This is a genomic window from Amycolatopsis sp. CA-128772, from assembly GCF_002904295.1.
GTDB lineage: Bacteria > Actinomycetota > Actinomycetes > Mycobacteriales > Pseudonocardiaceae > Amycolatopsis.
On sequence record NZ_PPHG01000056.1, the window covers coordinates 28399 to 53672 of the forward strand.

A 25274-nucleotide genomic window follows, 5' to 3' on the forward strand; every position below is an offset into this window, starting at 1 on the left:
TCAGCCCTTCACCAGCGTGACGACGGTGGTGTCGTCGACCGAGACGTTGGTGTTGTAGGTCGGGTCGAGCGCGGTCGCCTGGGTGACGACCTCCGCCTTGCCCTTCTGGAACGGCGTGGTGCCCGCGGGCACCGCGGTCGCCTGCCACGGCACCGGCGCGCCCGGCGTGCAGGCCACCCGCGTCGAATAGTTGCCGCGGATGATGACGTTGTGCTTGACCTGCGTCGTGGTCCCGCTCAGGGTGACCGGAGCGGCGGCGGTGCACTCGACGGTGCCGTGCAGGTAGGCGTTGCCGTTGAGCGTGCTCGCGGTGCCGTCGGTGGCCACCTTGAGCCCGATCGCCAGCTCCGCCGGCGCCGGCGGGTTCGCGATGTGCACCTCACCGCGCGCGGCCGTCGCGCCGCCTTCGCAGTGCTGCTCGAAGGTGGCGTCGAGCGTCTGGACGTAGCCGTGCGGCCCGAAGACGACGTTCTGGACGGTGAACGTGCCGGTCAGGGTGTTGCACCCCCGGCCGTTCCCGCCCAGGCTCAGCCCCGGTGCGCCCGCCCCCTGGAACGGCCACCGGGTCGCGCCGTCGTAGGTGCCGGCGGTCAGGCCCGTGCCGCTGGGTGCGGCCAGGTCGAGGTCCCACCAGTCGCTGTTGAACCCGCTGACGCTGACGGAGAGGTGGTTGTGGTCCTCCGACGCGTTGACGGTGAGCCGGTCCTTCGCCGCCACCGAGTAGGCGTAGGAACCTCCCCCGCTGATGTAGTCCCCCTCGTCCCCGCTGAACGACAGCGATCCGGCGGCCACCGGCTGCGCCTGCGCCGGCACGGCCCCCACGAGCACGGCCAGCACCGGCACCGCGACGACGGCCGCGGCTCGCTTCAAAAACCCTGAACCCTTCACAGGTTCCCCCTCAGGTGAGTTGGTCACTTGCCGCTCTGCGTGTCGGCCGGAATCGATCACCTGTTACGTCCGGGTGAGGTTTTTTGGTTATCGCACAAGAACTCCCCCCTTCCCCTGCGGGAATTTGACAAAAGTTCCCGGTCAGCGGGACACGCCCCGGCCACCTGAAGAATGTTTCCTGGCCCGTGTCCGGTCCCCCGCTCCGGCTCCGACCCCCTGGCAAACCGACCACGGAGAAGGAGCGGACATGGAGAAGCCGGCCGGACGGCGGGAGTGGCTGGGCCTGGCGGTGCTGGTGCTGCCCACCCTGCTCGTCGCGATGGACATGACGTCGTTGTTCCTCGCGTTGCCGCAGCTCAGCGCGGATCTCGGGGCGAGCGGCACCGAACAGCTGTGGATCACCGACAGCTACGGCTTCGTCGTCGCCGGGTTCGTCATCACCATGGGTACGCTCGGCGACCGGATCGGCCGGCGGCGGTTGCTGCTCGTGGGCGGCGGGGCCTTCGGCGCGCTCTCGATCGTCGCCGCGTTCTCGACGAGCCCGGAGATGCTCATCGTCGTGCGCGGGGCCCTCGGGGTCGCCGGGGCGACGCTGATGCCCTCGACGCTCGCCCTGATCACGAACATGTTCCCGGACGGCAGGCAGCGCGGGAGGGCCATCTCGATCTGGGCGACCTGCCAGTTCGCGGGCGGCGCGGCCGGGCCAGTGTTCGCCGGGTTCCTCCTGCAGCACTTCCCGTGGGGCTCGGTGTTCCTGGTCGCGGTCCCGGCGGTGGTGGTGCTGCTCGCGGCGGGCCCGTTCCTGCTGCCCGAGTTCCGCGCCCCGGCGTCCGGGCGGCTGGACCTCCCCGGCGTCGCGCTCTCGCTGGCCGCGGTGCTCCTGGTCGTGTCCGGCCTCAAGCAGCTGGCGGCCGGCTCCCTGCTCCTGCCGGTCGCGGCGATCGCGGCCGGGACGCTGCTGGGCGTGGTCTTCGCCCGCCGCCAGCTGACGACGGCGTCACCGCTGCTGGACCTGCGCCTGTTCCGCAACCGGCCGTTCACGGCGGTGCTGGTCGCGCTGGTGTTCGCCGGCGTCGCGATGGCGGGGGTCGGGCTGCTGGTGACGCAGTACCTGCAGAGCGTCCTGGGCTACTCGCCCCTGCTCTCGGCGCTGCTGTTCGCCCCGATGGGCCTCGGCGTGGCGGCGGGCACGATGACGGCACCGGCGTTGACCCGCTTCGTGACCCCGCCGACGGCCATCGCGGGCGGCCTGGTGCTGTCGGCGGCGGGCGGCCTCCTGCTGGCCTTGGCCGACGGCCTGGTCCCGGTCGTGGCGGGCATCACGGTGCTGACCCTGGGCACGGGCCCGCTGTTCGCGCTGGGCATCGGCCTGGTGGTCGATTCGGTCCCGCCGGAACGCGCGGGCTCGGCGGCCTCGATGGCGGACACGGGCAACTACCTGGGCGGCTCGCTGGGCATGGCCTTGATCGGCCTGACGGCGGCGGCGGTGTACCGCGGGGGGTTCCCGGCGGGCACGACGCTCGCGGTCGACGTCACCCGGGCGGGGGTGGCGGAGCAGGCGAAGGCGGCGTTCACGGAGGCGTTGCACGTGACGGGGGTGATCGCGGCGGTGCTGTTCGCTGGGCTGGCGCTGCTGGTGACCTCGATGCGACGCAGCGGGGTCGCCGTGGCCGAGCCGGCCATGGCGGAGTGAGGCGGTGTCACCCGCCCGCCTGGAAGTGCCAGACGACCAGCGCCGGGGTCCGCGCGCCGACGGCCCGTGCCGCTTCGGGGACCAGGCCGGCCAGGCTCCACGGCCACAGGTCCGACGGCCCTGCCGGCCCGATCGGGCCCGCGGGCGCCGCGGGGGCGCTCCCGTCACCGGCCGGCGGGAAGGGTTCTTCGCACCGGCGCACCTGCAGTCCCACCGCCAGTGCGGCACGCAGGTAGTCCCCGAGCGGGTGACGGTGGCTCCTCAGCCGGCCAGGCCGGCCGTCGGCGGTGCGCACGGGCGGAACCGCACCCTGCGCCACCCGTTCGGGGTGCACGTCGGCGATGACCAGGTGCCCGCCGGGCCGCAGCACCCGGGCGAACTCCGCCAGTACCGGCTCGAGCGCGGGGACGTGGGTCAGCGCCAGACCGCAGGCGACCAGCTCGACCCGGGAGTCGGCGACCGGCAGCCGGTGCAGGTCACCGAGCAGGAAGCGGCCACCGGGCACTCGCGTGCGCGCCCGGGCGAGCATGTCGGGCGAGCCGTCGACCCCGATGACGCGATGGCCGCGCCGGGCCAGGAGCCCGGCGTAGCGACCGGTCCCGCACGCGGCATCGAGCGCGACCCCCACGGGCAGCGCGCCGACGATCTCCTCGACCACGGGCTCGTCGAGGTCGAAGGCCGGATTGGGCCGGTCGTAGGTCGCCGACCACAGCCGGTACCCGGTGACCGGATCGACCCGCTCGACGTCCACGGCCGCAACCGCCAGCGCCTCGTCGGCGAGCACCCGGCCGATCTCGGTGATCCGCGCCGCCACGAAGTCACGCCCGAACTCCCCGGCGAACGCCCGCAGCAACGCGAGCCCCTCCAGCCCGAGCAGGTAGGCACGCGGATCTTCGTGACTCACCCGGCGGAGGTCAGTGACGCGACCGGCGCCCAGCCACCGCATTACGAAAGCCGCCCCCGAAGCGTCCGGGGGCGGCTGGGCGGTGGGCGCAGCAGGGTTCGAACCTGCGACCGCTCGGGTGTAAGCCGAGTGCTCTTCCGCTGAGCTATGCGCCCTCGCGGCGGCGGTCCTCGGACCAGGACCGCCGCCCGGGGGAACTCAGGCCAGTTCGGCCACGGCCTTCTTCCAGCCCTGCTGGTCGCGGGCCTCGCCCGGGGCGTTGACCTCGGCGAACCGGACCACGCCGTCCCGGTCGATCAGGAACGTGCCGCGGACCGCCAGGCCGGCGTCGGCGTTGAAGACACCGTACGCCTGGGCCACCTCGCCGTGCGGCCAGAAGTCGGACAGCAGCGGGAACTGGTAGCCCTCCTTGTCGGCCCACGCCTTCAGGGAAAACGGCGTGTCGACCGAGACGCCCAGGACCTGGACGCCCTTGTTGTCGTAGTCCGCGAACTCGTCGCGGAGCTGGCACAGCTCGCCCGTGCAGATGCCGCTGAACGCGAAGGGGTAGAAGACCAGCAGAACCGGCTTGTCACCCCGGAACGACGACAGCTGGACCGGCTGCTTGTTGTAGTCGTTGAGCGTGAAGTCAGGGGCCTCAGAACCGACCTCGACGGTCATACCAGCGTTTCCTCTCCCGAACGGACACGTGCCTGCGACGACAACCCTATCGTGTCCGTCCGGCGGGACGGCTCAGCGCTGCTTCGACTTCGACTTCGGCGACACCAGGCGGGTGCCGATCCAGTTCGGGCCGACACTGATGTTGGCGGTCTGGGCGAGACCCACGGCAGGCACCGCTTCGGCGATTTCGCTCGGCTCGACGTGCCCTGGCTGTCCCGTCTTCGGGGTCAGCACCCAGATCACGCCGGTCTCCTCCAGGGGACCCCGGGCGTCGATGAGCGCGTCGCCCAGGTCGCCGTCGTCCTCGCGCCACCACAGCAGCACCACGTCGATGACCTCGTCGGCGTCCTCGTCGAGGATGTCCCCGCCGATCTGCTCCTCGATCGCCGCGCGGACGTCGTCGTCGACGTCCTCGTCCCAGCCGATCTCCTGGACCACCATCTCGGGCTTGATGCCGAGCCTCTCGGCGACGCTGCTCTGATCAGCGTCTCCCGCGGCGACCACTGCTTTCACTCCTCCAACTACGACGGAGTGTGGCATCCCCCACCCTCATGGAGGGTATGGCGGCGCCACACTCGGCGACCCGGTTGCCGATAGCGAACACTGGTGAAGCTCCGCGCGCAACCGTCCACACCGGATCTGTGACAACTCGTGTCGCAGGATACGGCCCGCGACCAGCCTTCCGCGACGGCGTTTCGGGTACCTCCCGCCCCCGCTCTGCCACCCCTTCGGGTGCCGTCCCCTAGGGTGGGGGAGAAAAACCGCGCGCGCGATACACCGCGCGCAGGGAGTGGCTCGCCCGGGCCGGTCGATGTTACCGCCAAGTAGCGGTGCGGAAGCCGGGACGGAAGACGACGATGGAGAGTCGTACACCCCCGCGTACGAGCACCACCGGCTACAACTTTTCGCAAGGAGACCCCTTGGCCCCGCAGAACGACGGCGCCTCCGGCAAGGAGACCCCGGCACGCGTACGCGTCATCCGTGACGGACTGGCGGCGCACCTGCCCGACATCGACCCGGAGGAGACCGCCGAGTGGCTGGACTCCTTCGACGAGGCCCTCGCGAGGGGCGGGCAGCAGCGGGCCCGGTACCTGATGCTGCGCATCCTCGAGCGCGCCCGGGAGCGGAACGTCGGTGTCCCGGCGCTGACCTCGACGGACTACGTCAACACCATCCCCACCGAGAACGAGCCGTGGTTCCCCGGCGACGAGGAGATCGAGCGCCGCTACCGGGCCTACATCCGGTGGAACGCGGCGATCATGGTGCACCGTGCGCAGCGCCCCGGCGTCGGCGTCGGCGGGCACATCTCGACCTACGCCTCCTCGGCCGCGCTCTACGAAGTCGGCTTCAACCACTTCTTCCGCGGCAAGGACCACTCCGGCGGGGGCGACCAGATCTACATCCAGGGCCACGCCTCCCCCGGCATCTACGCCCGCGCGTTCCTCGAAGGCCGGCTGAGCGAATCGCAGCTCGACGGCTTCCGCCAGGAGTTCAGCCACGCGGGTGAGGGCGGCGGCCTGCCGTCGTACCCGCACCCGCGGCTGATGCCGGACTTCTGGGAGAACCCGACGGTGTCCATGGGCCTCGGCCCGATGAACGCCATCTACCAGGCCCGGTTCAACCGCTACCTGCGCGACCGCGGCATCAAGAACACCGACGACCAGCACGTCTGGGCGTTCCTCGGCGACGGCGAGATGGACGAGGCCGAGTCCCGCGGCCTGGTGCACGTCGCGGCCGGCGAGGGCCTCGACAACCTGACCTTCGTGATCAACTGCAACCTGCAGCGGCTCGACGGCCCGGTGCGCGGCAACGGCAAGATCATCCAGGAGCTGGAGTCGTACTTCCGCGGCGCCGGCTGGAACGTCATCAAGGTGATCTGGGGCCGCGAGTGGGACTCGCTGCTGCACGCCGACCGCGACGGCGCACTGGTCAACCTGATGAACGTCACCCCGGACGGTGACTACCAGACGTACAAGGCCAACGACGGCGCCTTCGTCCGCGAGCACTTCTTCGGCCGCGACCCGCGGACGAAGGACCTGGTCAAGGACCTCTCCGACGCCGACATCTGGAACCTCAAGCGCGGCGGCCACGACTACCGGAAGGTGTACGCGGCGTACAAGTCGGCGCTGGAGCACAACGGCCAGCCGACGGTGATCCTGGCCCACACGATCAAGGGCTACGGCCTGGGCCCGGCGTTCGAAGGCCGCAACGCCACGCACCAGATGAAGAAGCTCACCCTCGACGACCTGAAGCTGTTCCGCGACTCGCAGCGGATCCCGATCAGCGACGAGGAGCTCGAGCGCAACCCGAAGCTGCCGCCGTACTACCACCCGGGCGCGAACTCGCCCGAGATCGAGTACATGATCGGCCGCCGCAAGGCGCTCGGCGGCTTCCTGCCGGAGCGCCGCCCGAAGGCCGCGAAGGCCCTGGTGCTGCCCGGCGACAAGGTCTACGAGGGCATCCGGAAGGGCTCGGGCAAGCAGGAGGTCGCCACCACGATGGCGTTCGTCCGGCTGGTCCGCGAGCTGGCGAAGGACTCCGAGATCGGCAAGCGCGTCGTCCCGATCATCCCGGACGAGGCCCGCACCTTCGGCCTCGACTCGATGTTCCCGACGGCGAAGATCTACAACCCGCACGGCCAGACCTACACGTCGGTCGACGCGAGCCTGATGCTGGCCTACAAGGAGTCCGAGAAGGGCCAGCTGCTGCACGAGGGCATCAACGAGGCGGGCTCGACCGCGTCGTTCACCGCCGTCGGCACCTCGTACGCCACGCACGGCGAGCCGATGATCCCGATCTACATCTTCTACTCGATGTTCGGGTTCCAGCGAACGGGTGACGGCCTGTACGCGGCAGCCGACCAGATGGCCCGCGGGTTCGTCCTCGGCGCCACCGCCGGCCGGACCACCCTGACGGGTGAGGGTCTGCAGCACGCGGACGGGCACTCGCTGCTGCTGGCGGCGACCAACCCGGCCGCGGTGGCCTACGACCCGGCGTGGTCGTTCGAGATCGCGCACATCGTCAAGGACGGCCTCCGCCGGATGTACGGCGAGACCGGCCCGGACGGCAACGGCGAGAACGTCTTCTACTACATGACGATCTACAACGAGCCGTACCAGCAGCCCGCCGAGCCGGAGAACCTCGACGTCGACGGCCTGCTGAAGGGTCTGTACAAGTACGCCGACGCTCCCGAGGGCGACGGTCCCGAGGTGCAGATCCTGGTCTCGGGCGTCACGATGCCGGACGCGCTCAAGGCGCAGCGGATGCTGGCCGAGGAGTGGGGCGTGCGGGCCGCGGTGTGGTCGGCGACGTCGTGGACCGAGCTGCGGCGCGAAGCCGTCGAGATCGACCACGACAACCTGCTCTACCCGGGCAGCGAGCCGCGCGTGCCGTACGTCACCGAGGCGCTGTCGGAGGCGAACGGGCCGGTCGTGGCGGTGTCGGACTGGATGCGCGCGGTGCCGGACCTGATCCGCCCGTACGTCCCGACCGACATGCTGACGCTGGGCACCGACGGATTCGGCTTCTCCGACACCCGGCCGGCGGCGCGGCGGAAGTTCCTGGTCGACGCGGAGTCGATCACCGTCGGGGCGCTGTCGATCCTGGCCAAGCGCGGGGAGGTCGACCAGGCGAAGGTCCTCGACGCGGCCGCGAAGTACCGGCTCGACGACATCACGGCCGCCGGGCCGCAGACGTCGGATTCCGGGAACGCGTGACCCCGCGGTAGTTGATGATGCTAGGTTCGGGACCCGGCAGACATCTGATGTCTGCCGGGTCCCGCTGCACGTAGGGAGTTGATGAAGGTGACGAAGCGCCGGCTGCCGAAGCCGAGTGAGCTGCAGCAGATCCTCCGGCCGAAGCCGATCGTGCTGAACCCGACGGACCGGCGGCTGGCGAACGCGCACACCATCGCCGACCTGCGGACGATCGCGCGCAAGCGCACCCCGCGGGCGGCCTTCGACTACACCGACGGCGCGGCCGAGCTCGAAGACAGCCTGCGTCGCGCCCGGCAGGCGTACCGGCGCGTCGAATTCCACCCGAACGTGTTGCGCGGGGTGTCCGATGTGGACACCAGCCGGGAAATCCTCGGCCGGACGTCGGCGCTGCCGTTCGCCTTCGCGCCCACCGGTTTCACCCGCATGATGCAGCACGAAGGCGAGCGCGCGGTGGCCCGCGTCGCCGAGCGCAACGGCATCCCGGTCGGGCTGTCGACGATGGCGACGACGTCGATCGAGGATCTCGCCGAGGCCGCGCCGAACGCACGCAAGTGGTTCCAGCTGTACGTCTGGCGCGACCACGGCGCCGGCGAAGATCTGATGAATCGGGCGTGGGCCGCGGGCTACGACACGCTCATGCTGACCGTGGACACCCCCGTCGGCGGCTCGCGCCTGCGCGACGTCCGCAACGGCCTGACCATCCCGCCGGCGCTCACGCTCAAGACGTTCCTCGACGGCGCGACGCACCCGGCGTGGTGGTTCAACCTGCTCACCACCGAGCCACTGCAGTTCGCCTCGCTCAGCCACTTCGACGGGACGGTCGCGGAGCTGCTGAACAAGCTCTTCGACCCGACGCTGAACTTCGACGACCTCGACTGGGTGCGCCAGACCTGGCCGGGGAAGCTGGTGGTCAAGGGCGTGCAGAACGTCGACGACGCCCGCGACGTCGTGGAACACGGCGCGGACGCGGTCCTGATCTCGAACCACGGGGGCCGCCAGCTCGACCGCGCCCCGACGCCCCTGGAGCTCCTCCCGGCGGTGCTGGACGAGCTCCAGGGCGGCGCCGAGGTCTGGATCGACACCGGCATCCTGTCCGGCGGCGACATCGTGGCGGCGATCGCCCGCGGCGCCGACGCGGTCCTGGTCGGCCGCGCGTTCCTGTACGGCCTGATGGCCGGCGGCGAGCGCGGGGTCCAGCGCTGCGTCGACATCCTGCGGACCGAGATGGTCCGCACGATGCAGCTGCTCGGCGTCCGGACGCTGAAGGACCTGACACCGAGCCACGCCACCCTCCGCTAGCCCGAGCGGTCAGACCTGCGCAAGACCACCGTCGACGAAGAACTCGACGCCGTTGACGAAGCTCGACTCCGCCGACGCCAGGAACAGTGCCGCGGCCGCGATTTCGGCCGGTTCCCCCACCCGGCCGAGCGGGACCTGTGCCGCGAGGTTGTCGACCAGGCCCTGCCGCTCGTCCTCGGCGACGAGGCCGAGCAGGCCGGGGGTGCGCGTGGGCCCGGGGGCCAGGACGTTGACCCGCGTCCCGGTCCCCTTCAGGTCGACCGCCCAGCCGCGGGCGAGGTTGCGGACCGCGGCCTTGGTCGCCCCGTAGACGCTGAAGGCCGGGTCGACCCGGGTCGACGCCGTCGAGCCGGTGAGGATGATCGAGGCGTTCGCGTTCAGCAGCGGCAGCGCCTTCTGGACGGCGAAGACGACACCCTTGACGTTCGTGGCGAAGGTGCTGTCGAACTGCTCTTCGGTGATCTCGCCGAGCGGGGCGAAGCTGCCGCCGCCGGAGTTGGCCACCAGGACGTCCAGGCCGCGGCCGCCCTCGGCCACCGCGCGGTAGAGCTCGTCCAGGTCGGCGAGGTTCGCCGAATCCGCCCGCACCGCCGTCACGTCGCCCCTGATCTCGGCGACCGCGTCGTCGAGGGCCTCCTTGCGGCGGCCGGTGATGAACACGTGCGCGCCTTCGGCCGCGAACCGCTTCGCGATGGCCAGCCCGATGCCGGTGCTACCGCCGGTCACGACCGCGGTCTTGTTCTCCAGGTTCACGATGCTCCTCCAAGTTCTTGACTATCTAGTCCAGAACGTACGCCGTTCTGGACTAGATAGTCAAGAATGGGTAGCCTGGAGCCATGGCGAGACCCCGGAGCTTCGACGAGGCAGCGGTCCTGCGCGCGGCCAGGGACCAGTTCTGGGAACACGGTTACGCCGGCACGAAGGTCGACGACCTCGCCGCCGCGACCGGCCTCGGCAAGGGCAGCCTGTATGGCGCCTTCGGCGACAAGCACGCGCTCTACCTGCGCGTCTACGACTACTACTGCACCGAATCGACCGACGGCGTGCGGCACCAGCTCGAAGGTCCCGACGACACGGCCCACGCGCGGCTGCGTGATCACGTGCGGGCGATCGCCGAGTCGGTCGTCGCCGACCGGGAGCGCCGCGGCTGCCTGATGGCGAAGGGCGCTGCCGAATGTGCGGAGCACGACGAGGTCGTCGCCACGCGGACCGCGCGGGTGTTCCGCGACCTGCACGGCTATCTGACGGCGTGCATCGCGGGCGCGCAACGCGCGGGCGACATCGACCCCGGCCCGGATCCGGCCCACCTCGGCGGGCTCGTGCTGGCCGTGCTGCGGGGCCTCGAAGCACTGGGCAAGGGCGGCGTCGAGCCGGAGGAGATCCGGACGATCGCCGAGACCGCGCTCGCCGTGCTGCCCCGGCCGGTCAAGTCCTGACCCATTGGGCCAACCGGTCTCAAGTTCTTGACGGACCGCCGGGTTTGTGACGAAGATCTCGGGCACCCGCCGAAAGGCCGTTTTCGCATCGTGGAAACGGAGGTCGCCCGTGTTCACGCAGGATCTGACTCCCCTCGGCTCGCTGGGCCTGTCCGCGCTCGTCGCCGTGCTGCCGCTCGCCACCGTCCTCGTCCTGCTCGGCGCCGTCCGGATGCGGGCGCACCACGCCGCGCTCATCGGGCTGCTCGTCGCCCTCGTCGTCGGGATCGCCGCCTACGGGATGCCGGTCGTGCAGGCCGTCTCCGGGGCGCTGCAGGGCGCCGCGTTCGGGTTGTGGCCGATCATGTGGATCGTCGTCAACGCGCTGTGGATCTACCGGCTGACCGTGCGGACCGGGCACTTCGACGTCCTGCGCCGCTCGTTCGGGCGAATCTCCGACGACCCGCGCATCCAGGCGCTGATCATCGCCTTCTGCTTCGGCGCGCTCATGGAGGCGCTCGCCGGGTTCGGGGCGCCGGTCGCGATCAGCGCCGTGATGCTGGTGGCCGTCGGGTTCCACCCGGTCAAGGCGGCCGTCGTCGCGCTGGTCGCCAACACCGCGCCGGTCGCGTTCGGCGCCATGGGCACCCCGGTCGTCACCCTCGCCCAGGTCACCGGCCTGCCGCTGCAGGAGGTGTCGTCGATCGTCGGGCGGCAGACGCCGCTGCTCGCGCTGGTCGTCCCGCTGCTGCTGGTGATCATCGTCGACGGCAAGCGCGGCCTGAAGGACACCTGGCTGCCCGCCCTCGTCTGCGGAGTGGCGTTCGGGGTCGTGCAGTTCCTCGCCTCGAACTACGTGTCGCCGCAGCTGGCCGACATCGGCGCGGCGCTCGCCGGCGCCGCCGCGCTGGTCGCCCTCCCCCAGACCCGGCGCCCGGTGCCCGAGGCCGTCCGGATCGGCACCGGCGGGACGGCGACCGCCGAGACGCCGCCGGAGGACTCACGGGACGACGTCGTCAAGGCGTATCTGCCGTACCTGCTGATCATCGTGATCTTCTCGATCGCCGTGCTGCCCCCGGTCAAGAAGCTGCTGGACAAGGCGACCTGGAAGTTCCACTGGCCCGGGCTGAACGTCGCCGGGCCGAACGGGAAACCGGTGTCCGGCAACACCTTTTCGCTGCCGCTGGTCAACACCGGCGGGACGCTGGTGCTGCTGGCGGGCGTGATCACGGCGGTGCTGCTGGCCGTTTCGGCGGGGGACACCGCGCGGGAATGGCTGGCCACGGTCAAGGAACTGCGGTTCGCCATCCTCACCGTGACCGGCGTGCTCGCGCTGGCCTACGTGATGAACCTGTCCGGCCAGACCAGCACCATCGGCACGTTCATCGCCGCCGCGGGCGCGGGCCTGGCGTTCCTGTCGCCGGTGCTGGGCTGGTTCGGCGTCGCCGTGTCCGGGTCCGACACTTCGGCGAACGCGTTGTTCGGCGCGCTGCAGGTGACCGCGGCGCACCAGACGGGCCTGCCGGCCGACCTGCTGGCCGCGGCCAACAGCTCCGGCGGCGTCCTCGGCAAGATGGTGTCGCCGCAGAACCTCACCATCGCCTGCGTGGCGGCGAACCTGCCCGGCGAGGAAGGCAAACTGCTGCGGAAGGTGCTGCCGTGGAGCGTCGGGCTGCTGCTCGCGATGTGCCTGATCGTGTGGGGCCAGAGCACCGCGGCGCTCAGCTGGATGCTGCCGTGACCCCCGGGCGGGCGGCGACGCGCTGGGCGGAGCGGTTCCAGCTCCACCAGCCGTGCACGACGAGCCCGGCGAAGACGATGTAGATAGCGGCGGAGAAGTACAGCCCGGACGAGATCTGCAGCGGCACGCCGATCGCGTCGACGGCCAGCCAGACCAGCCAGAACTCGACCAGCCCCAGGCCCTGCGCCCCGAAGGCGACCAGGGTGCCGACGAAGATGGCGGCGTCCGGCCAGGGCGCCCAGGACGCGTGAAGGGCGTCGAGGACCAGCGCCATCACCGTGGTGCCGATGACGAAGGCGCCGAGCATGGCCAGCCGTTCGGCGACCCGGCCCTTGCGCACGACGACGCCGAACACCGGGTCCTGGCGGCGCGTCCAGGCCCACCAGCCGTAGACGGAGATGGCGAGGATGGCGACCTGCCGCGCGGCGAGCCCGCCGAGGTGCGCGGAGACGTAGACGGCGAACAGCAGCACGGTGGCCCCGACCTGCACGGGCCACGTCCACAGGGTGCGACGCTGGGCGAGGAACACGACCGCCAGCGCGAACACCTGCCCGGCGAGCTCCGCGATCGAGATCCACTGGCCGAGCACGGTGATCCCGTGGTGCAGCAGGAAGTCCACGTCACGCCCCTTTCGTCGTACCGCTCCCAACATGCTCCGGACGAGGGGAATTCCCTAGGGACTGTGAGGGGCGGAACATCCCACGGACTGGACGTCGCCCAGGTGCAGCGTGCCCCCGCGGACGACCCGGGCCTGCACCCCGAAGGTCATGCCGGCGGTGTCGCCGATCGTCTTCAGCAGCCCGGGCGCGGCCGGGAGCTCCTCGCACGGCAGGCCGACCATCACGCACCGGAAGGCCTTGCGCAGGACCTCCAGCTCGACGTCACCGACCCGGACGCGCTCCCCGACCCACGCCTCTTCGGCGAGCTCGGGCGCGGGACCGGTGTCGAGCAGGACGTTGGCCCGGAACCGCCGTTCGTCGAGCGCGACACCGGGAGCGCGCTCGGCCAGCCAGGCCAGCGACGACGTCGTGACCAGGTGGACGGGCGCTTCGTCGTGGTGCGGGAGTTCGCCTTCCTTGGCCAGCTCGACGCCGGGGAAGGCCAGCGCGGCGGCGAGTTCGGCGTGCACCTGGGGGTCGTCGCCGCGGATGACGCTCCCGTCCGGGAAGGTGACCACCGGGACGTCGCGGTCGTACCGGGCGGCGAAGGTGTGCAGGCCGGGCATCAGGCGGAACCGGTCGGAGTTCTTGCCGCTGCCGAACCGGCCGTCGGAGTCCCGGACGGCGTAGAGGCGATCGCCGTCGAGGCCGCGCTCGCCGAGCACCGCCTCGGCCAGCCGTTCGCCCGCCATCGACTTCACGGGATAGCGCCACAGCGCCGCCACGACCCCCATCGGCTCAGGGTAGTGCGCGGGGCAGGCTCGGTGGCCCGCTGATCGGCGGCAGGTGGTGCTGCGGAAGAGCCGACCCGCCTGGTGGCCGCGGCGCTCCAGGAGCCGCCGAGGCGCCCGCGCGGTCCGAGGCCGGCCGCGATCACCCGCGGACCTCGAGCCGCGCCGCCCTCGCGCCGCCGAGGCTGCGGCTCCCGCCGCGGTCCAAGGCCGGCCGCGATCACCCGCAGACCTCGAGCCGCGCCGCCCTCGCGCCGCCGAGGCTGCGGCTCCCGCCGCGACCCGAGGCCAGCCGCGATCTCCCGCAGACCTCGAGCCCCACCGCCCTCGCACCGCCAAGGCTGCGGCTCCCGCCGCGGCCCAAGGCCGGCCGCGATCACCCGCGGACCTCGACCCGCCGACCCCTGCCGCACCGGAGCGGCGCGGGCCCGGCGGCTTCCCCGACCGCCGGGCCCGCGCCACTCCCTCCGCTCAGACCTGCGGGCGCGGGGTGCCGGCCGGCGGGGTCGGGGTGTTGTCCGCCCCCACCGTCGTGCGCGGGCGGGCCGCCGTGGGCATTTCGCCCGTGCGCTGGGCCGGGGTCTCCAGCTGCTGCTCCATGTTCGCCATCCAGCCGCGCCAGCGGTCCTGGGCCGGCTTGATCAGGCCGCCGCCGAAGCCGACCACGATCACGCCGCCGATCGTGGCCAGGACCGCGATCAGGATCGGGCCGGTGATCGCCGTTGCGATGTTCACCTGGCCGAGGGCCGCGATGATGCCGAACGCCATGATCAGCCAGTAGGCGCCCAGCGACAGCGGGCGCGCCGCCCCGCGGCCGGACAGCGCCGACGCGACCACGTCACGCACCACCTTCGCGATGGCCGCGGCCACCACCACGAGCACCAGCGCCACCACGATCCGCGGCAGGAACGCGATGATGTCGTTGAGCAGCTGGCTCACCGGGTTGGTCGGCCCGAACACGCCGAACGCCAGCTGCAGCGCGATCAGCAGAATGAAGTAGTAGACCAATTTGACGAGGATCCCGGTCGCGTCGATCTTCTGCTGGCCGATCTTTCCGCTCAGCCCGGTGCGCTCGACCAGTTTCCCGAATCCGGCTTTCCCGAGCACGAGAGCCAGCCCTTTCGAGACGGCTTTCGCGATCAACCAGCCGATCAGCAGGATGATCAGGAATCCCACGAGTTTCGGGACGAACGTGGCCACCATCGCCCACGCCTGCCCGAGCCCGTCCTTCAGTTGCTCGCCCATACCGACTCCCTCCACGTCATTTGCACCGGATCGTCGATCAAGTACCCATGGGCGGCAACTCGTGCGCCCCACGATCGAGTGAGACGACTGGCGCGCGAAGATCACTCGTGGCCATACTGGTTCTACCGGTGGGGACCGGGGAGACGAGGCCGTCCGGCGCAGCGTAAACCGCAAGCGCCGGGCGGCCTCGAGCATTACCGGGGCCGCAACGTTCCGGCCCCCGGACACCGAAGCGTCCGAGGGCCGGTGAACAGCGGAAGAACGTCAGGCGGCGCGCAGGGCGTCGCGGAGTTTCACTTTCGCCCCGGTGCGCATGACCGCATTCCGGTAGATCCGCGCGGCCAGCCAGATCAACGCCGGAATCAGCAGCACCACCAGTCCCACCGACACCACCGCTTCCCAAACGGGCACTCCGCCCATCGCCAGCCGCATCGGCATCAACGTCGGCGAGAACACCGGAATCACCGAAAGCACTTCGACGAACGTGTTGCCCGGATCCGACGGCAGCACCGAAATACCGATCACGTACCCGGCGATCACGAACATCAGGGCCGGCATCGTCGCGCCGCCGACGTCCTCCTGGCGCGAAACCAGCGCCCCGAGCGCGGCGAACACGATCGAGTACATGAAGAACCCGAGCAGGTACCACACGATGAGCCAGACGACCGTGCCCACGGCCGCCGAAACGGAAATGGTGAGCACGTTCGTGGCCAGCCCGGCGACCACCCCGCCGATCCCGATGACGAGCATCTGGATCAGCCCGACCACGCCGATGCCGAGCACCTTCCCGGCCATCAGCTGCCACGGCTTGATCGTCGACAGCAGCAGCTCCACCACCCGCGACGTCTTCTCCTCGACGACGCCCTGCGCGACGGTCTGGCCGTTGATCATCAGCGACAGGTAGATCAGGATGCCGGCGACGATGCCCAGCACGAGCTGCTGGCCGTTGTAGTCGTACGGCTCCTCCAGCGGCGGGTCCTCGACGAACTTGGCGGACGCGATCGCGGCCTGGAACTGCGCCGGGTTCCCGCCCAGCGCGGTGACCTGCTGGTTGATCGCCACCTGCTGGGACAGCAGCTGCAGGACGTTCGCCAGCTTGCCGTCGAGGTCCTTCTTCACCTGGACGTGCACGCTCTTGCCGTCGCCGGTGAGCAGCGCGTCGAGGGAGCCGTCGGCCAGCTGGGCGCGCCCGGCGGCCTCGTCGGCGACCTGCGTGGCCTCGATGTTCTGGTCGACCGCCTGCCCGGCGGCCTTCAACGGCGCGGAGAAGGCGGCGGTCGCCGCGGTGAAACCGACCTTGGCGTCGGGTCCGCCGCCGCCGGCGATCAGCTTGATCAGCACGATGCCGACCACGATCAGCAGCAGCATGATCACCGTGCTGACGCGGAACGCCTTCGACTTGACCCGCGTGCCGATCTCGCGGGAGGCGACCAGGCCCACCGCCGCCGTCGGGCTCATCCGGACGTCCGGGACCGGCGTGCTCATGCGGGGACCTCCTCGGTGGTGACGACGGACCGGAACAGTTCGGTCAGCGACGGCTGTTCGCGGGCGAACTCGCGGACCGGCCCGGTGGCCAGCGCCGCCTTGAGCACGGCCTGGTCGTCGGCGTCCTCGCCCAGCTCGAGCTCGGTCACCGACCCCGTGCGGCCGAGCACCTTCACCCCGGGCAGGCCGCCGGCCCACCCTTCGGCGGCCTCGGGGACGTCGACCCGCAGCCGCACCGCGCCGCCGGCGCGCAGCTCGTCCACCGTGCCGACGGCGACCATCTGTCCATTCCGGACGATTCCGACGCGGTCGCACAGCCGTTCCACCAGATCGAGCTGGTGGCTGGAGAACACGACCGGCACCCCCTCCGCCGCCTTCTCCTTCAGCACCTGGCTCATCACGTCGACCGCGACCGGGTCGAGGCCGGAGAACGGCTCGTCGAGCACCAGGATCCGCGGCTCGTGCACCAGCGCGGCGGCCAGCTGGACGCGCTGCTGGTTGCCCAGCGAAAGCTTCTGCACCTCGTCGTCGCGGCGGCCGGCGACGCCGAGCCGTTCGGTCCACTTCTCCGCCGACGCGCGCGCGTCGGCCGCGGGCATGCCGTGCAGCCGCGCGAGGTAGGTGAGCTGCTCGGCCACCTTCATCTTCGGGTAGAGCCCGCGTTCTTCGGGCATGTAGCCGATGTGCCGGCGCGTCTCGTGCGTCACCGGCACGCCGTCGTAGCGGACTTCGCCGGCGTCGGCGGAGAGCACGCCGAGCGCGATCCGCATGGTCGTGGTCTTGCCGGCGCCGTTGCTGCCGACGAAGCCGAACAGCTCGCCCGGCCGGACGTCGAACGTCATTTCCCGCAGGGCGACGACGTCGCCGTAACGTTTGGACACCCCGTCGATTTCCAAACCGGTCATTCCGGTTCCCCCGTTCTGTGTGGCCCCGATCCTAGGCAGTGCGTACACGCGCCGCCTACCCTCGCGCGTTGCCGCCGGGGGCTACGAAAGTTGCGGGCACGTAGGATCGCGTCGCCATGGAAGGAACATCCGCCCCGCGCCCGGTGCCGAAGCACCACGGACTGTCCGCGAAGACGCTCCGGCAGCTGGAACGCGCGTCCGGCAGCCTGGCGAGCGCGAGCATCGCGGTGATGGAGCGGCGGCTGCCCTGGTTCGCCCGGCTGCCCGCCGACCAGCGGGCGAGCGTCCTGCTGATCACCCAGGCCGGCGCGGCCGGGTTCGTCGGCTGGCTGCGGGACTCCAAAGAGGCGCTGAAGCTCACCACGGAGGCGTTCCGGGACGCGCCGGCCGAGCTGTCGCGGTGGATCAGCCTGCGCCAGGCGGTCGGCATGGTGCGGCTGGCCATCGAGGTGTTCGAGGAGCAGCTGCCGGATTTCGCGGCGAACGAAGCCGAACGCGCCGCCTTGATCGAGGGAATCCTGCGCTACGGCCGGGAAATCGCTTTCGCGGCGGCGAATTCCTACGCCGCCGCCGCGGAAGCCCGCGGCGCCTGGGACGCCCGGCTGGAGGCGCTGGTCGTCGACGGCATCGTCCGCGGCGACGCCGAGGAGTCGGTCCTGTCGCGCGCCACGGCGCTGGGCTGGGACCCGACCGCGGCGGCGACCGTGCTGGTCGGCAACCCGCCGTCGGAGGACCCGCCGACGGTGGTGTTCGAGGTCCGCAGCCGCGCGGCCCGCGTCGGCCGCCCGGTCCTGCTGTCGGTGCAGGGCTCCCGGCTGGTGGTCGTGGTGGGCGGCCCGACCGAGGGCGGCCCCAAGGAGCGGGAAATCCTGACCCGGATGTCGGTGGCGTTCGCCGAAGGCCCGGTGGTCGCCGGCCCGACCGTGCCGACGCTGGCGGAGGCCCACCACAGCGCGACGGAGGCGTTGTCGGGCCTGCGCGCGGTGGTCGGCTGGCCGGGCGCGCCCCGGCCGGTCCGGTCGGGGGACCTGCTGCCCGAGCGCGCGCTGTCGGGCGACGCGGAGGCGGAACGCCTGCTGGTGGACGCGATCGCGCGGCCACTGGAGGAGGCCGGCCCGACACTGCAGCGCACGGTGGAGGCGTACCTGGAGAGCGGCGGCGTGCTGGAGACGTGCGCGAAGACGCTGTTCGTCCACCCGAACACGGTCCGCTACCGCCTCCGGAAGGCGGCGGACCTGACGGGCTGCCAGCCGACGGACCCGAGGGACGCCCTGGTGCTGCGGATCGCACTGACGGTCGGCCGGCTGGCGAGGGCCCGCGGCCTCTGGTGACCCAGACCCCGAGCACCCCAATGTGGCGTTCGGTGCGTCCAGCGCACCCAATGTGGCGTTCGGTGCGTCAGACGCCACCAACGCCACATTGGGGCGCTTGCCGAGAGCCCCGTCACGTGATGGACTTAACAGCGAAAGGTGATTGAACCCGACAAGGCTTCCGGGTTACGCGCGAGCTTCTCCCGCGCATCTTTGGAGGTTTCCGACAAAGACGCCGCGCAGACACTGTGAACGTCGGCATCCCGGGAAACCGCCCTCGCCGTGTTGTCTTGAAGGGTGACAGCAGCAGTCCTCGCTCCCGGTCAGGGGTCCCAGGCCCCCGGTATGTTCACGCCCTGGCTCGACCTCGACGGTGCGCGCGAGCGCGTCGCGCAGTGGTCCGAGCGTGCGGGGCTCGACCTGCTTCGCCTCGGGACCGAGGCGGAGGCCGAGGAGATCCAGGACACCGCGATCGCGCAGCCGCTGATCGTCGCCCTGTCGCTGCTCACCTTCGAACACCTGCAGGCCACCGCGCCGGTGCCCGCGGACGCGCCGGTCGCCGGCCACTCCGTCGGGGAGCTCGCGGCCGCCGCGATCGCCGGGGTGCTGAAGGCCGAGGACGCCGTCGCGCTCGCCGCCGTCCGCGGGGCCGAGATGGCGAAGGCGTGCGCGCTGGAACCGACGTCGATGGCCGCGGTCATGCTCGGGGATCCCGAGCAGGTCGTCGCGTGGCTCGAAGAGCAGGGCCTGACCGCGGCGAACCGCAACGGTGCCGGGCAGATCGTCGCCTCCGGTGCCGCCGACACGATCGCGAAGATCGTCGCCGAGCCCCTCGAAGGCACGAAGATCCGCGCCCTCAAGGTCGCCGGCGCGTTCCACACGCGGTACATGGCGCCCGCCGAAGAGGCGATGCGCGCCCACGCCGCCGAGCTGACCCCGGCCGACCCCACCCGGCCGCTGCTGTCCAATGCGGACGGCGCGGTCGTCACCAGCGGGGCCGACTACCTGGCGCGGCTGGTCGCCCAGGTCACCCGCCCGGTCCGCTGGGACCTGACGATGGACGGCCTCGTCTCGCTCGGCGTCACCCGCACGATCGAACTCGCGCCCGCGGGCACGCTGACCGGCCTGGTCAAGCGGCAGCTCAAGGGCGTGGTCACCACTATCACCGCGCTGAAGACGCCGGCCGAGCTGGCCGCGCTGCGCCAGGAGGACGCCTCGTGACCGACCGACCCGCCCTGAGCCTGACCACCGGCTCCCGCGGCAGCCGCGTGCTGGGTGTCGGCAGCTACCAGCCCGCGAAGGTCGTCACCAACGACGACCTGTCGCAGACGATGGAAACCAGCGACGAGTGGATCCAGACGCGCGTCGGGATCGTCGAGCGCCGGTTCGCCGAGAAGGACGAGCTGCTCACCGACATGGCCGTCGCCGCCGGCACCGCCGCGTTGGCCGACGCCGGCGTCGACCCGTCCGAAGTGGACACGGTGATCCTGCCGAACTGCACCATGCCGACGCTGATCCCGAACGCCGCCGCCCAGGTCGCCGCCCGGATCGGCATCCCCAGCCCGGGCGCGTTCGACCTCAACGCCGCGTGCGCCGGGTTCTGCTACGGCCTCGGCGTCGCCTCCGACCTCGTGCGGGCCGGCTCGGCGAAGAAGGTCCTGGTCATCGGCGCGGAGAAGCTCACCGACTCGGTCGACCCGGTCGACCGGGCCAACGCGATCATCTTCGCCGACGGCGCGGGCGCCGCGGTCGTCGGCCCGTCCGACGAGCCGGGCATCGGCCCGGTGTCGTGGGGCAGCGCGGGCGACCTGGTCGACCTCATCTACATGCGCGACGAGAAGTACATCTACCAGGAGGGCCAGTCGGTCTTCCGGTGGGCGACCACGAAGATCGCGCCGATCGCCGTGCAGGCGCTGGAGGCCGCCGGGCTCAAGCCGTCCGATGTGGACGTGCTGATCCCGCACCAGGCGAACCTGCGCATCGTCGAGGCGATCGCGAAGAAGCTGCGGGCCAACGGCGCCCGCGACGACATGGTCGTCGCCGACGACATCAGGTTTTCCGGCAACACCTCGTCGGCGTCCATCCCCCTCGCGCTGGACCACATGCGCAAGGCCGGGACGGCGAAGCCCGGCGACGTGGTGCTGGCGGTCGGGTTCGGCGCGGGCCTGTCCTACGCCGGGCAGGCGTTCATCTGCCCCTGATCACCGTTACGCTCCCCGCGGGCACTCGCCCGAGGGAAACAGACCCCCAGATGGACCGAGAAGGGAACTACCCCATGGCTGACAACGCTGAGATCCTCGCCGGCCTCGCCGAGATCGTCGAAGAGGTGGCCGGTGTGGCTCAGGACGACGTCACCGCCGAGAAGTCGTTCGTGGACGACCTGGACATCGACTCGCTGTCGATGGTCGAGATCGCCGTGCAGGCCGAGGACAAGTTCGGCGTCAAGATCCCGGACGACGAGCTCGCCAACCTGAAGACCGTGGGCGACGCCGTGAACTACGTGTCGGCCAACTCCAAGTAAGTCCTCTTCCCTCCTTGAGGAGACTCGAATGAGCAACTTCGACGTCGTGATCACCGGTCTCGGCGCCACCACACCGCTCGGTGGGGACGTCACGTCCACCTGGGACGGTCTGCTGGCCGGGCGGAGCGGGGTCCGGGCGATCGAGGCCGACTGGGTCGAGGAGCTGCAGCTGCCGGTGAAGATCGGCGGTCAGCTGGCCGTCGATCCTTCGGAAGTCCTCCCGCGGGTGCAGGCCCGCCGGCTGGACCGCTGCGAACAGGTCGCGCTGATCGCCGCCCGCCAGGCGTGGGCCGACGCCGGGTACACCGAGCCGACCGACGAGCACACCGACGTCGACCCCGACCGCCTCGGCGTGTCGATCGGCACCGGCGTCGGCGGCCCCGTCACCCTGCTCACCCAGAACGACCTGTTGCACCAGCAGGGTCTCCGCAAGGTGTCGCCGCTGACCGTGCCGATGCTGATGCCGAACGGACCGGCCGCGCACGTGGGCATCGACCTCAAGGCGCGGGCCGGGGTGCACTCCCCGGCCTCGGCCTGCGCCTCGGGCGCCGAGGGCATCGTCAGCGGGGTGGAGATGATCCGCTCCGGGCGCGCCGACGTCGTGATCGCGGGGGGCGCCGAAGCGTGCATCCACCCGATCACGCTGGCCGGGTTCGCCCAGGCCCGCACGGTCTCCACGCGCAACGACGACCCGGCGAGCGCGTCGCGGCCGTTCGACTCCAGCCGCGACGGCTTCGTCCTCGGCGAGGGCTCCGGCGTCGTCATCCTGGAGCGCGCGGACCTGGCGAAGGCCCGCGGGGCGCGCATCTACGCGACGGTCGCCGGGCACGGCATCACCTCGGACGCCTACCACATCACGGGCAACCACCCCGAGGGCATCGGCCAGATCGCCGCGATGCGCGCGGCGATGAAGATGGCCGGGGTGACCGCCGCGGACATCGGGCACGTGAACGCGCACGCGACGTCCACAGTGGTCGGTGACATCGGCGAGGCGGCGGCGATCCGCAACGCGGTCGGGGACCACCCGGTCGTGACGGCGCCGAAGGGCTCGCTCGGCCACCTGGTCGGCGGCGCGGGCGCGGTCGAGGGGATCATCACGGTCCTGTCGCTCTACCACGGTATCGTGCCGGCCACCCGGAACCTGACCGACCTGGACCCGCGGGTGCAGCTGGACGTCGTCGCGGGCGAGCCGCGCAAGGTCGAGCTGACCGCGGCGATCAGCAACTCGTTCGGCTTCGGCGGCCACAACACCGCGCTGCTGTTCACGGTCTGAGCGCACGAGCAGACGCGAGGAGGGGCCCGGCTTCGGCCGGGCCCCTCCTCGCGTTCAGCACTTCTCGTGTTCGGGCGGCGGCCCGCCGTCGACGGCGGCGACCTTCAGCGCGGAGTCCTCGACCACCATCGGCATGACGAGCCGCCACTTGATGCAGGGCTCGCGGAAGAACAGCGGGGCGTCCTCGATGGCCTGCCGGCTGGTGAACCCGACCAGGACCCGCAGCGAGTTCCCGGACGCGCGCTCGATCCGGTAGACGAGGGCCTCGCTGTCCTTTGTGGTGCGAACGCCCTTCTTCCAGTCGCTCTGCGACTGGGCGGCGGCCCGCTCGTCGGTGACCACGTCGGTCCACACCTGGTACTGCTTGGTGTTGATGGCCTCGAAGTACTTCTGCAGCACCCGGCGGACGGCTTCGGCCTGCGGGTGCGCCCGGGCGTCGTCGGTCATCCCGACTTGGCCGGCCGCGGCGGGCGCGCCGCTGCTGGCCGAGGGCGGCGTCGAGACCGCGACGGAGGTGTCGTCGGCGGGCTGGTCGGGCCGGCGGTAGAGCTCGCGCGCGAGCAGGCCACCACCGACGGTCACCGACAGCACGACGACCACGACGGGCACCAGCCAGCGCTGGCGGGAGCCGGAGGCGGGGGTGGTCACCCCGGAGAGCGTACCGGCCCCCGTCCCTGGCTCAGCCGACCTGGTGCAGCCAGGTCACCGGCGCGCCGTCACCGGCGTGGCGGAAGGGCTCGAGCGCCTCGTCCCAGCTCGCGGCGAGGAGTTCGTCCAGCTTGTGCGCGAGGGATTCGCCGCCGCGGGTCATGGTGACGAGCGCGCGGAGCTGGTCCTCGCCCACCACGATGTCGCCGTTGGCGCTGGTCCGGCCGTGCCACAGGCCGAGGCCGGGCGCGAAGCAGAACCGTTCGCCGTCGACGCCCGCACTGGGCTCTTCGGTCACCTCGAACCGGAGCATCGGCCACGCCTTGAGGGCGGACGCCAGTTTGGCGCCGGTGCCCGCGGGCGCGCGCCATCCGCACTCGGCGCGAAGCTGACCCGGACTGGCCGGCTGCGCCGTCCACTTCAGGTCAACGCGGGCACCCAGGGTGCCCGAAATAGCCCACTCGACGTGCGGACACACCGCAGACGGCGACGAGTGGACGTACACCACACCTCGGGTGCTGCCACGGGTGCTCACTGCTACCTCCGCTTGTTGCTCGACGAGGGACGTCTTCCCCTACGCCCTGTCTCGAGCTGCGGAACGGCTTCAGCGCGGCTCCCGAATGCCGCCTCCGATGCGTTGTAGCACATTCTGCACCCCAACCGTGCCGTTTGGCCACATGAACACCACAAGTCACCCGCCGCCCCACTTTCGGAGGGCACCTCGCCGTGCCGTCCCCGTGTCGCACGGTTCGTTGCGCTGGGCGCGCTAGCGTGATGACCCGGAACGACGAGCGGAAAGGGGCTTTCGGTGCGACTGGTGCGCCTGGAGCGGCAGCGGTCCCGGGTCGCCGACGACGTCCGGGCGGCCCTGGCGTCCCTGGGCCGCGGCAGCACCATGATCGGCGGCATCGCGCTGATCGGCGTCGGCTCGGTGACGGACCGCCCGATCGAAGCGGTGGTCCTGCTGCCGCACGGGGTGATCATCGTCATCGGCGTGGACCTCCCGGACCCGGCCCTGAGGCTGGAGGCCCCCCTGGGCGGCCCGTGGCAGGCGGACGGCTGGCCCCTGGTCACCGACGAGGACGCGGTGAACCCGGCCACGGAGGCCCTGGACCTGTCCCAGGCGTGCGAGCGCCGGATCGCGGACCTGGTCCCGGGAACGGCCCCGGTGGGAACGATCATCGCGGTGGGCCCGTACGTGGAGACGGTGGACCAGCCGGCGGCGGACCTGGCGGGCCCGGTCCGCGTCCTGCACCCGACCCCGACGACGATGCTGGCGGCGACGGTGTCATTGGCAACGGCCCACCGGCCGCGATCGGTGGACCAGGTCCGGGCGTTGATCCGCGGATTGGCGCCATCGGCACCGGAGTTTTCGGACGAGGTCCTGCTGGGCGAGGGCTTCAGCCGCTTGACGGACGACGCGCCACCGGAGTCCCTTTGGGACGATGGTTCGGAGGCCCTGCCCCCGGCGGCGGCTGGTTCGGCTCCGGCTGGCGTGGGTTCGGCCGGGGTGAGCGACTGGCGGACCGAGACCCCGGTTGCCGCCGTTGTTGCGGAGAGCCCTGCTGCCGAGGGGGAGGGCGCGGAGGTTCTGCCACCGGCCTCGGATTCCCCGGCGCTGCCGGTCTTCCCGGGGCCCGGATACCCCGTGGCCCCGCCCGCCGTGGCGGAGGCCCCACCCGCCGTAACGGAGGTCTCGCCCGCTATGGCGGAGGTCTCGCCCGCTATGGCGGAGGCCCCACCCGCCGTAACGGAGGTCTCGCCCGCTGTGGCGGAGGTCTCGCCCGCTGTGGCGGAGGCCCCGGCACCGCAAGCTGCCGCAGCCGGGCCGGCCACCGTTGAGCCCGCCGCACCCGAAGGACCGGCAGCTTCGCCCGCCGAGGCCGAGCCGGCCGAGCCGGCGCGCGAGCGCCCGGCACCATCCGCCGAAGCCGCACCGACCGAGGCTGCCGCAGCCGAGGCGCCTGTAGCGCAGGCAGATCCCGAGCCATCCGCCGAAGCCGAGCCACCCCAAGCGGCTGCACCCCAGGCACCCGCCGCGCAGCCAGATCCCGAGCCGCCGGCTGCGCCCCAGGCATCCGCTGCACAGGTGGATCCCGAACCGCCCGCCGAAGCCGCGCAGCCCTTCCCGCAGCCGGCTCCCGAACCACCCGCACCGGCCGAACCGCCCACACCCCAGCC

At 71.5% G+C, this 25274-nt stretch carries 23 protein-coding genes and 1 tRNA gene; 11 read left to right on the forward strand and 13 right to left on the reverse strand.

Annotated features, from left to right (window positions below; translation table 11 throughout):
* Positions 1-870: a hypothetical protein gene (locus tag C2L59_RS19810; RefSeq protein WP_233223596.1), complete on the reverse strand. Its 870-nt coding sequence runs from the start codon at positions 868-870 to the stop codon at positions 1-3.
* Positions 871-1135: 265 nt separating this feature from the next.
* On the opposite strand from C2L59_RS19810, the gene C2L59_RS19815 reads away from it, so the two are divergent.
* A complete protein-coding gene (locus tag C2L59_RS19815; protein WP_103350994.1) occupies positions 1136-2581 on the forward strand; it encodes an MFS transporter in 1446 nt (481 codons plus the stop codon).
* Positions 2582-2588: 7 nt separating this feature from the next.
* On the opposite strand, the gene C2L59_RS19820 is transcribed toward C2L59_RS19815, so the two are convergent.
* The 4 genes from C2L59_RS19820 to C2L59_RS19835 form a co-directional block, all read right to left on the reverse strand.
* The gene (locus tag C2L59_RS19820; RefSeq protein ID WP_103351010.1) at positions 2589-3485 is read right to left on the reverse strand and encodes a class I SAM-dependent methyltransferase; all 897 of its coding nucleotides are present in this window, start codon (positions 3483-3485) and stop codon (positions 2589-2591) included.
* A gap of 83 nt (positions 3486-3568) precedes the next feature.
* A tRNA-Val gene (locus tag C2L59_RS19825) sits at positions 3569-3640 on the reverse strand.
* A gap of 43 nt (positions 3641-3683) precedes the next feature.
* The gene (locus C2L59_RS19830; protein ID WP_103350995.1) at positions 3684-4145 is read right to left on the reverse strand and encodes a peroxiredoxin; all 462 of its coding nucleotides are present in this window, start codon (positions 4143-4145) and stop codon (positions 3684-3686) included.
* A gap of 72 nt (positions 4146-4217) precedes the next feature.
* Positions 4218-4649, reverse strand: coding sequence for a DUF3052 domain-containing protein (locus C2L59_RS19835; RefSeq protein WP_003084504.1), 432 nt, complete (start codon positions 4647-4649; stop codon positions 4218-4220).
* Between the two features lie 416 nt (positions 4650-5065).
* On the opposite strand from C2L59_RS19835, the gene aceE reads away from it, so the two are divergent.
* Both aceE and C2L59_RS19845 read left to right on the forward strand, forming a co-directional pair.
* Positions 5066-7861 (forward strand): pyruvate dehydrogenase (acetyl-transferring), homodimeric type, encoded by a 2796-nt coding sequence (gene aceE, locus C2L59_RS19840; protein WP_103350996.1) that lies wholly within the window; start codon positions 5066-5068, stop codon positions 7859-7861.
* Between the two features lie 87 nt (positions 7862-7948).
* On the forward strand, positions 7949-9160 hold the full coding sequence (locus tag C2L59_RS19845) for an alpha-hydroxy acid oxidase (RefSeq protein WP_103351011.1): 1212 nt from the start codon (positions 7949-7951) through the stop codon (positions 9158-9160).
* A 9-nt stretch (positions 9161-9169) separates the two neighbouring features.
* Here C2L59_RS19845 and C2L59_RS19850 read toward each other — a convergent pair whose 3' ends face one another.
* On the reverse strand, positions 9170-9916 hold the full coding sequence (locus C2L59_RS19850) for an SDR family NAD(P)-dependent oxidoreductase (protein WP_103350997.1): 747 nt from the start codon (positions 9914-9916) through the stop codon (positions 9170-9172).
* An 80-nt stretch (positions 9917-9996) separates the two neighbouring features.
* On the opposite strand from C2L59_RS19850, the gene C2L59_RS19855 reads away from it, so the two are divergent.
* Entirely contained in the window at positions 9997-10596 is a 600-nt protein-coding gene (locus tag C2L59_RS19855) for a TetR/AcrR family transcriptional regulator (protein ID WP_103350998.1), read from the forward strand.
* 109 nt (positions 10597-10705) lie between these two features.
* Positions 10706-12316: an L-lactate permease gene (locus C2L59_RS19860; RefSeq protein ID WP_103350999.1), complete on the forward strand. Its 1611-nt coding sequence runs from the start codon at positions 10706-10708 to the stop codon at positions 12314-12316.
* On the opposite strand, the gene C2L59_RS19865 is transcribed toward C2L59_RS19860, so the two are convergent.
* From C2L59_RS19865 to C2L59_RS19885, 5 genes are all read right to left on the reverse strand, one after another.
* Positions 12297-12935 (reverse strand): nicotinamide mononucleotide transporter family protein, encoded by a 639-nt coding sequence (locus tag C2L59_RS19865; RefSeq protein WP_103351000.1) that lies wholly within the window; start codon positions 12933-12935, stop codon positions 12297-12299. The two genes, C2L59_RS19860 and C2L59_RS19865, sit on opposite strands and share 20 nt — an antisense overlap.
* A 54-nt stretch (positions 12936-12989) precedes the next feature.
* A complete protein-coding gene (locus tag C2L59_RS19870) occupies positions 12990-13709 on the reverse strand; it encodes an MOSC domain-containing protein (protein ID WP_103351001.1) in 720 nt (239 codons plus the stop codon).
* Positions 13710-14177: 468 nt separating this feature from the next.
* Positions 14178-14951 carry a hypothetical protein gene (locus C2L59_RS19875; protein ID WP_103351002.1) on the reverse strand — a complete coding sequence of 258 codons (774 nt, stop codon included), beginning with the start codon at positions 14949-14951 and terminating at the stop codon, positions 14178-14180.
* 264 nt (positions 14952-15215) lie between these two features.
* Positions 15216-16436, reverse strand: a complete 1221-nt coding sequence (locus tag C2L59_RS19880; protein WP_233223598.1) for an ABC transporter permease — start codon at positions 16434-16436, stop codon at positions 15216-15218.
* Entirely contained in the window at positions 16433-17341 is a 909-nt protein-coding gene (locus C2L59_RS19885; RefSeq protein ID WP_103351003.1) for an ABC transporter ATP-binding protein, read from the reverse strand. The genes C2L59_RS19880 and C2L59_RS19885 overlap by 4 nt, the downstream gene beginning before the upstream one ends.
* Before the next feature lie 116 nt (positions 17342-17457).
* On the opposite strand from C2L59_RS19885, the gene C2L59_RS19890 reads away from it, so the two are divergent.
* The 5 genes from C2L59_RS19890 to C2L59_RS19910 all read left to right on the forward strand — a co-directional run bounded on the left by C2L59_RS19890 (position 17458) and on the right by C2L59_RS19910 (position 22445).
* On the forward strand, positions 17458-18672 hold the full coding sequence (locus C2L59_RS19890; protein WP_103351004.1) for a CdaR family transcriptional regulator: 1215 nt from the start codon (positions 17458-17460) through the stop codon (positions 18670-18672).
* A 276-nt stretch (positions 18673-18948) separates the two neighbouring features.
* Positions 18949-19872: an ACP S-malonyltransferase gene (locus tag C2L59_RS19895; protein WP_103351005.1), complete on the forward strand. Its 924-nt coding sequence runs from the start codon at positions 18949-18951 to the stop codon at positions 19870-19872.
* The gene (locus C2L59_RS19900) at positions 19869-20852 is read left to right on the forward strand and encodes a beta-ketoacyl-ACP synthase III (protein ID WP_103351006.1); all 984 of its coding nucleotides are present in this window, start codon (positions 19869-19871) and stop codon (positions 20850-20852) included. The genes C2L59_RS19895 and C2L59_RS19900 overlap by 4 nt, the downstream gene beginning before the upstream one ends.
* Positions 20853-20926: 74 nt before the next feature.
* Positions 20927-21172 carry an acyl carrier protein gene (locus C2L59_RS19905; protein WP_004559006.1) on the forward strand — a complete coding sequence of 82 codons (246 nt, stop codon included), beginning with the start codon at positions 20927-20929 and terminating at the stop codon, positions 21170-21172.
* Between the two features lie 28 nt (positions 21173-21200).
* Positions 21201-22445 (forward strand): beta-ketoacyl synthase, encoded by a 1245-nt coding sequence (locus tag C2L59_RS19910; protein ID WP_103351007.1) that lies wholly within the window; start codon positions 21201-21203, stop codon positions 22443-22445.
* Between the two features lie 54 nt (positions 22446-22499).
* Here C2L59_RS19910 and C2L59_RS19915 read toward each other — a convergent pair whose 3' ends face one another.
* A complete protein-coding gene (locus C2L59_RS19915; protein WP_103351008.1) occupies positions 22500-23093 on the reverse strand; it encodes a hypothetical protein in 594 nt (197 codons plus the stop codon).
* Between the two features lie 31 nt (positions 23094-23124).
* Positions 23125-23628 (reverse strand): DUF3145 domain-containing protein, encoded by a 504-nt coding sequence (locus C2L59_RS19920; protein ID WP_103351009.1) that lies wholly within the window; start codon positions 23626-23628, stop codon positions 23125-23127.
* A 273-nt stretch (positions 23629-23901) separates the two neighbouring features.
* On the opposite strand from C2L59_RS19920, the gene C2L59_RS19925 reads away from it, so the two are divergent.
* Positions 23902-25274, forward strand: a 1373-nt coding sequence (locus C2L59_RS19925; RefSeq protein ID WP_103351013.1) for a hypothetical protein, incomplete at its 3' end; no start/stop codon positions are given.

Excerpts from the sequence above, each read along its gene's own strand:
- C2L59_RS19815 (WP_103350994.1), top strand. The coding sequence starts at position 1,136 with ATGGAGAAGCCGGCCGGACGGCGGGAGTGGCTGGGCCTGGCGGTGCTG.
- C2L59_RS19830 (WP_103350995.1), bottom strand. The coding sequence starts at position 4,145 with ATGACCGTCGAGGTCGGTTCTGAGGCCCCTGACTTCACGCTCAACGAC.
- C2L59_RS19855 (WP_103350998.1), top strand. The coding sequence starts at position 9,997 with ATGGCGAGACCCCGGAGCTTCGACGAGGCAGCGGTCCTGCGCGCGGCC.
- C2L59_RS19870 (WP_103351001.1), bottom strand. The coding sequence starts at position 13,709 with ATGGGGGTCGTGGCGGCGCTGTGGCGCTATCCCGTGAAGTCGATGGCG.
- C2L59_RS19875 (WP_103351002.1), bottom strand. The coding sequence starts at position 14,951 with ATGGGCGAGCAACTGAAGGACGGGCTCGGGCAGGCGTGGGCGATGGTG.
- C2L59_RS19880 (WP_233223598.1), bottom strand. The coding sequence starts at position 16,436 with ATGAGCACGCCGGTCCCGGACGTCCGGATGAGCCCGACGGCGGCGGTG.
- C2L59_RS19885 (WP_103351003.1), bottom strand. The coding sequence starts at position 17,341 with ATGACCGGTTTGGAAATCGACGGGGTGTCCAAACGTTACGGCGACGTC.
- C2L59_RS19890 (WP_103351004.1), top strand. The coding sequence starts at position 17,458 with ATGGAAGGAACATCCGCCCCGCGCCCGGTGCCGAAGCACCACGGACTG.
- C2L59_RS19905 (WP_004559006.1), top strand. The coding sequence starts at position 20,927 with ATGGCTGACAACGCTGAGATCCTCGCCGGCCTCGCCGAGATCGTCGAA.
- C2L59_RS19910 (WP_103351007.1), top strand. The coding sequence starts at position 21,201 with ATGAGCAACTTCGACGTCGTGATCACCGGTCTCGGCGCCACCACACCG.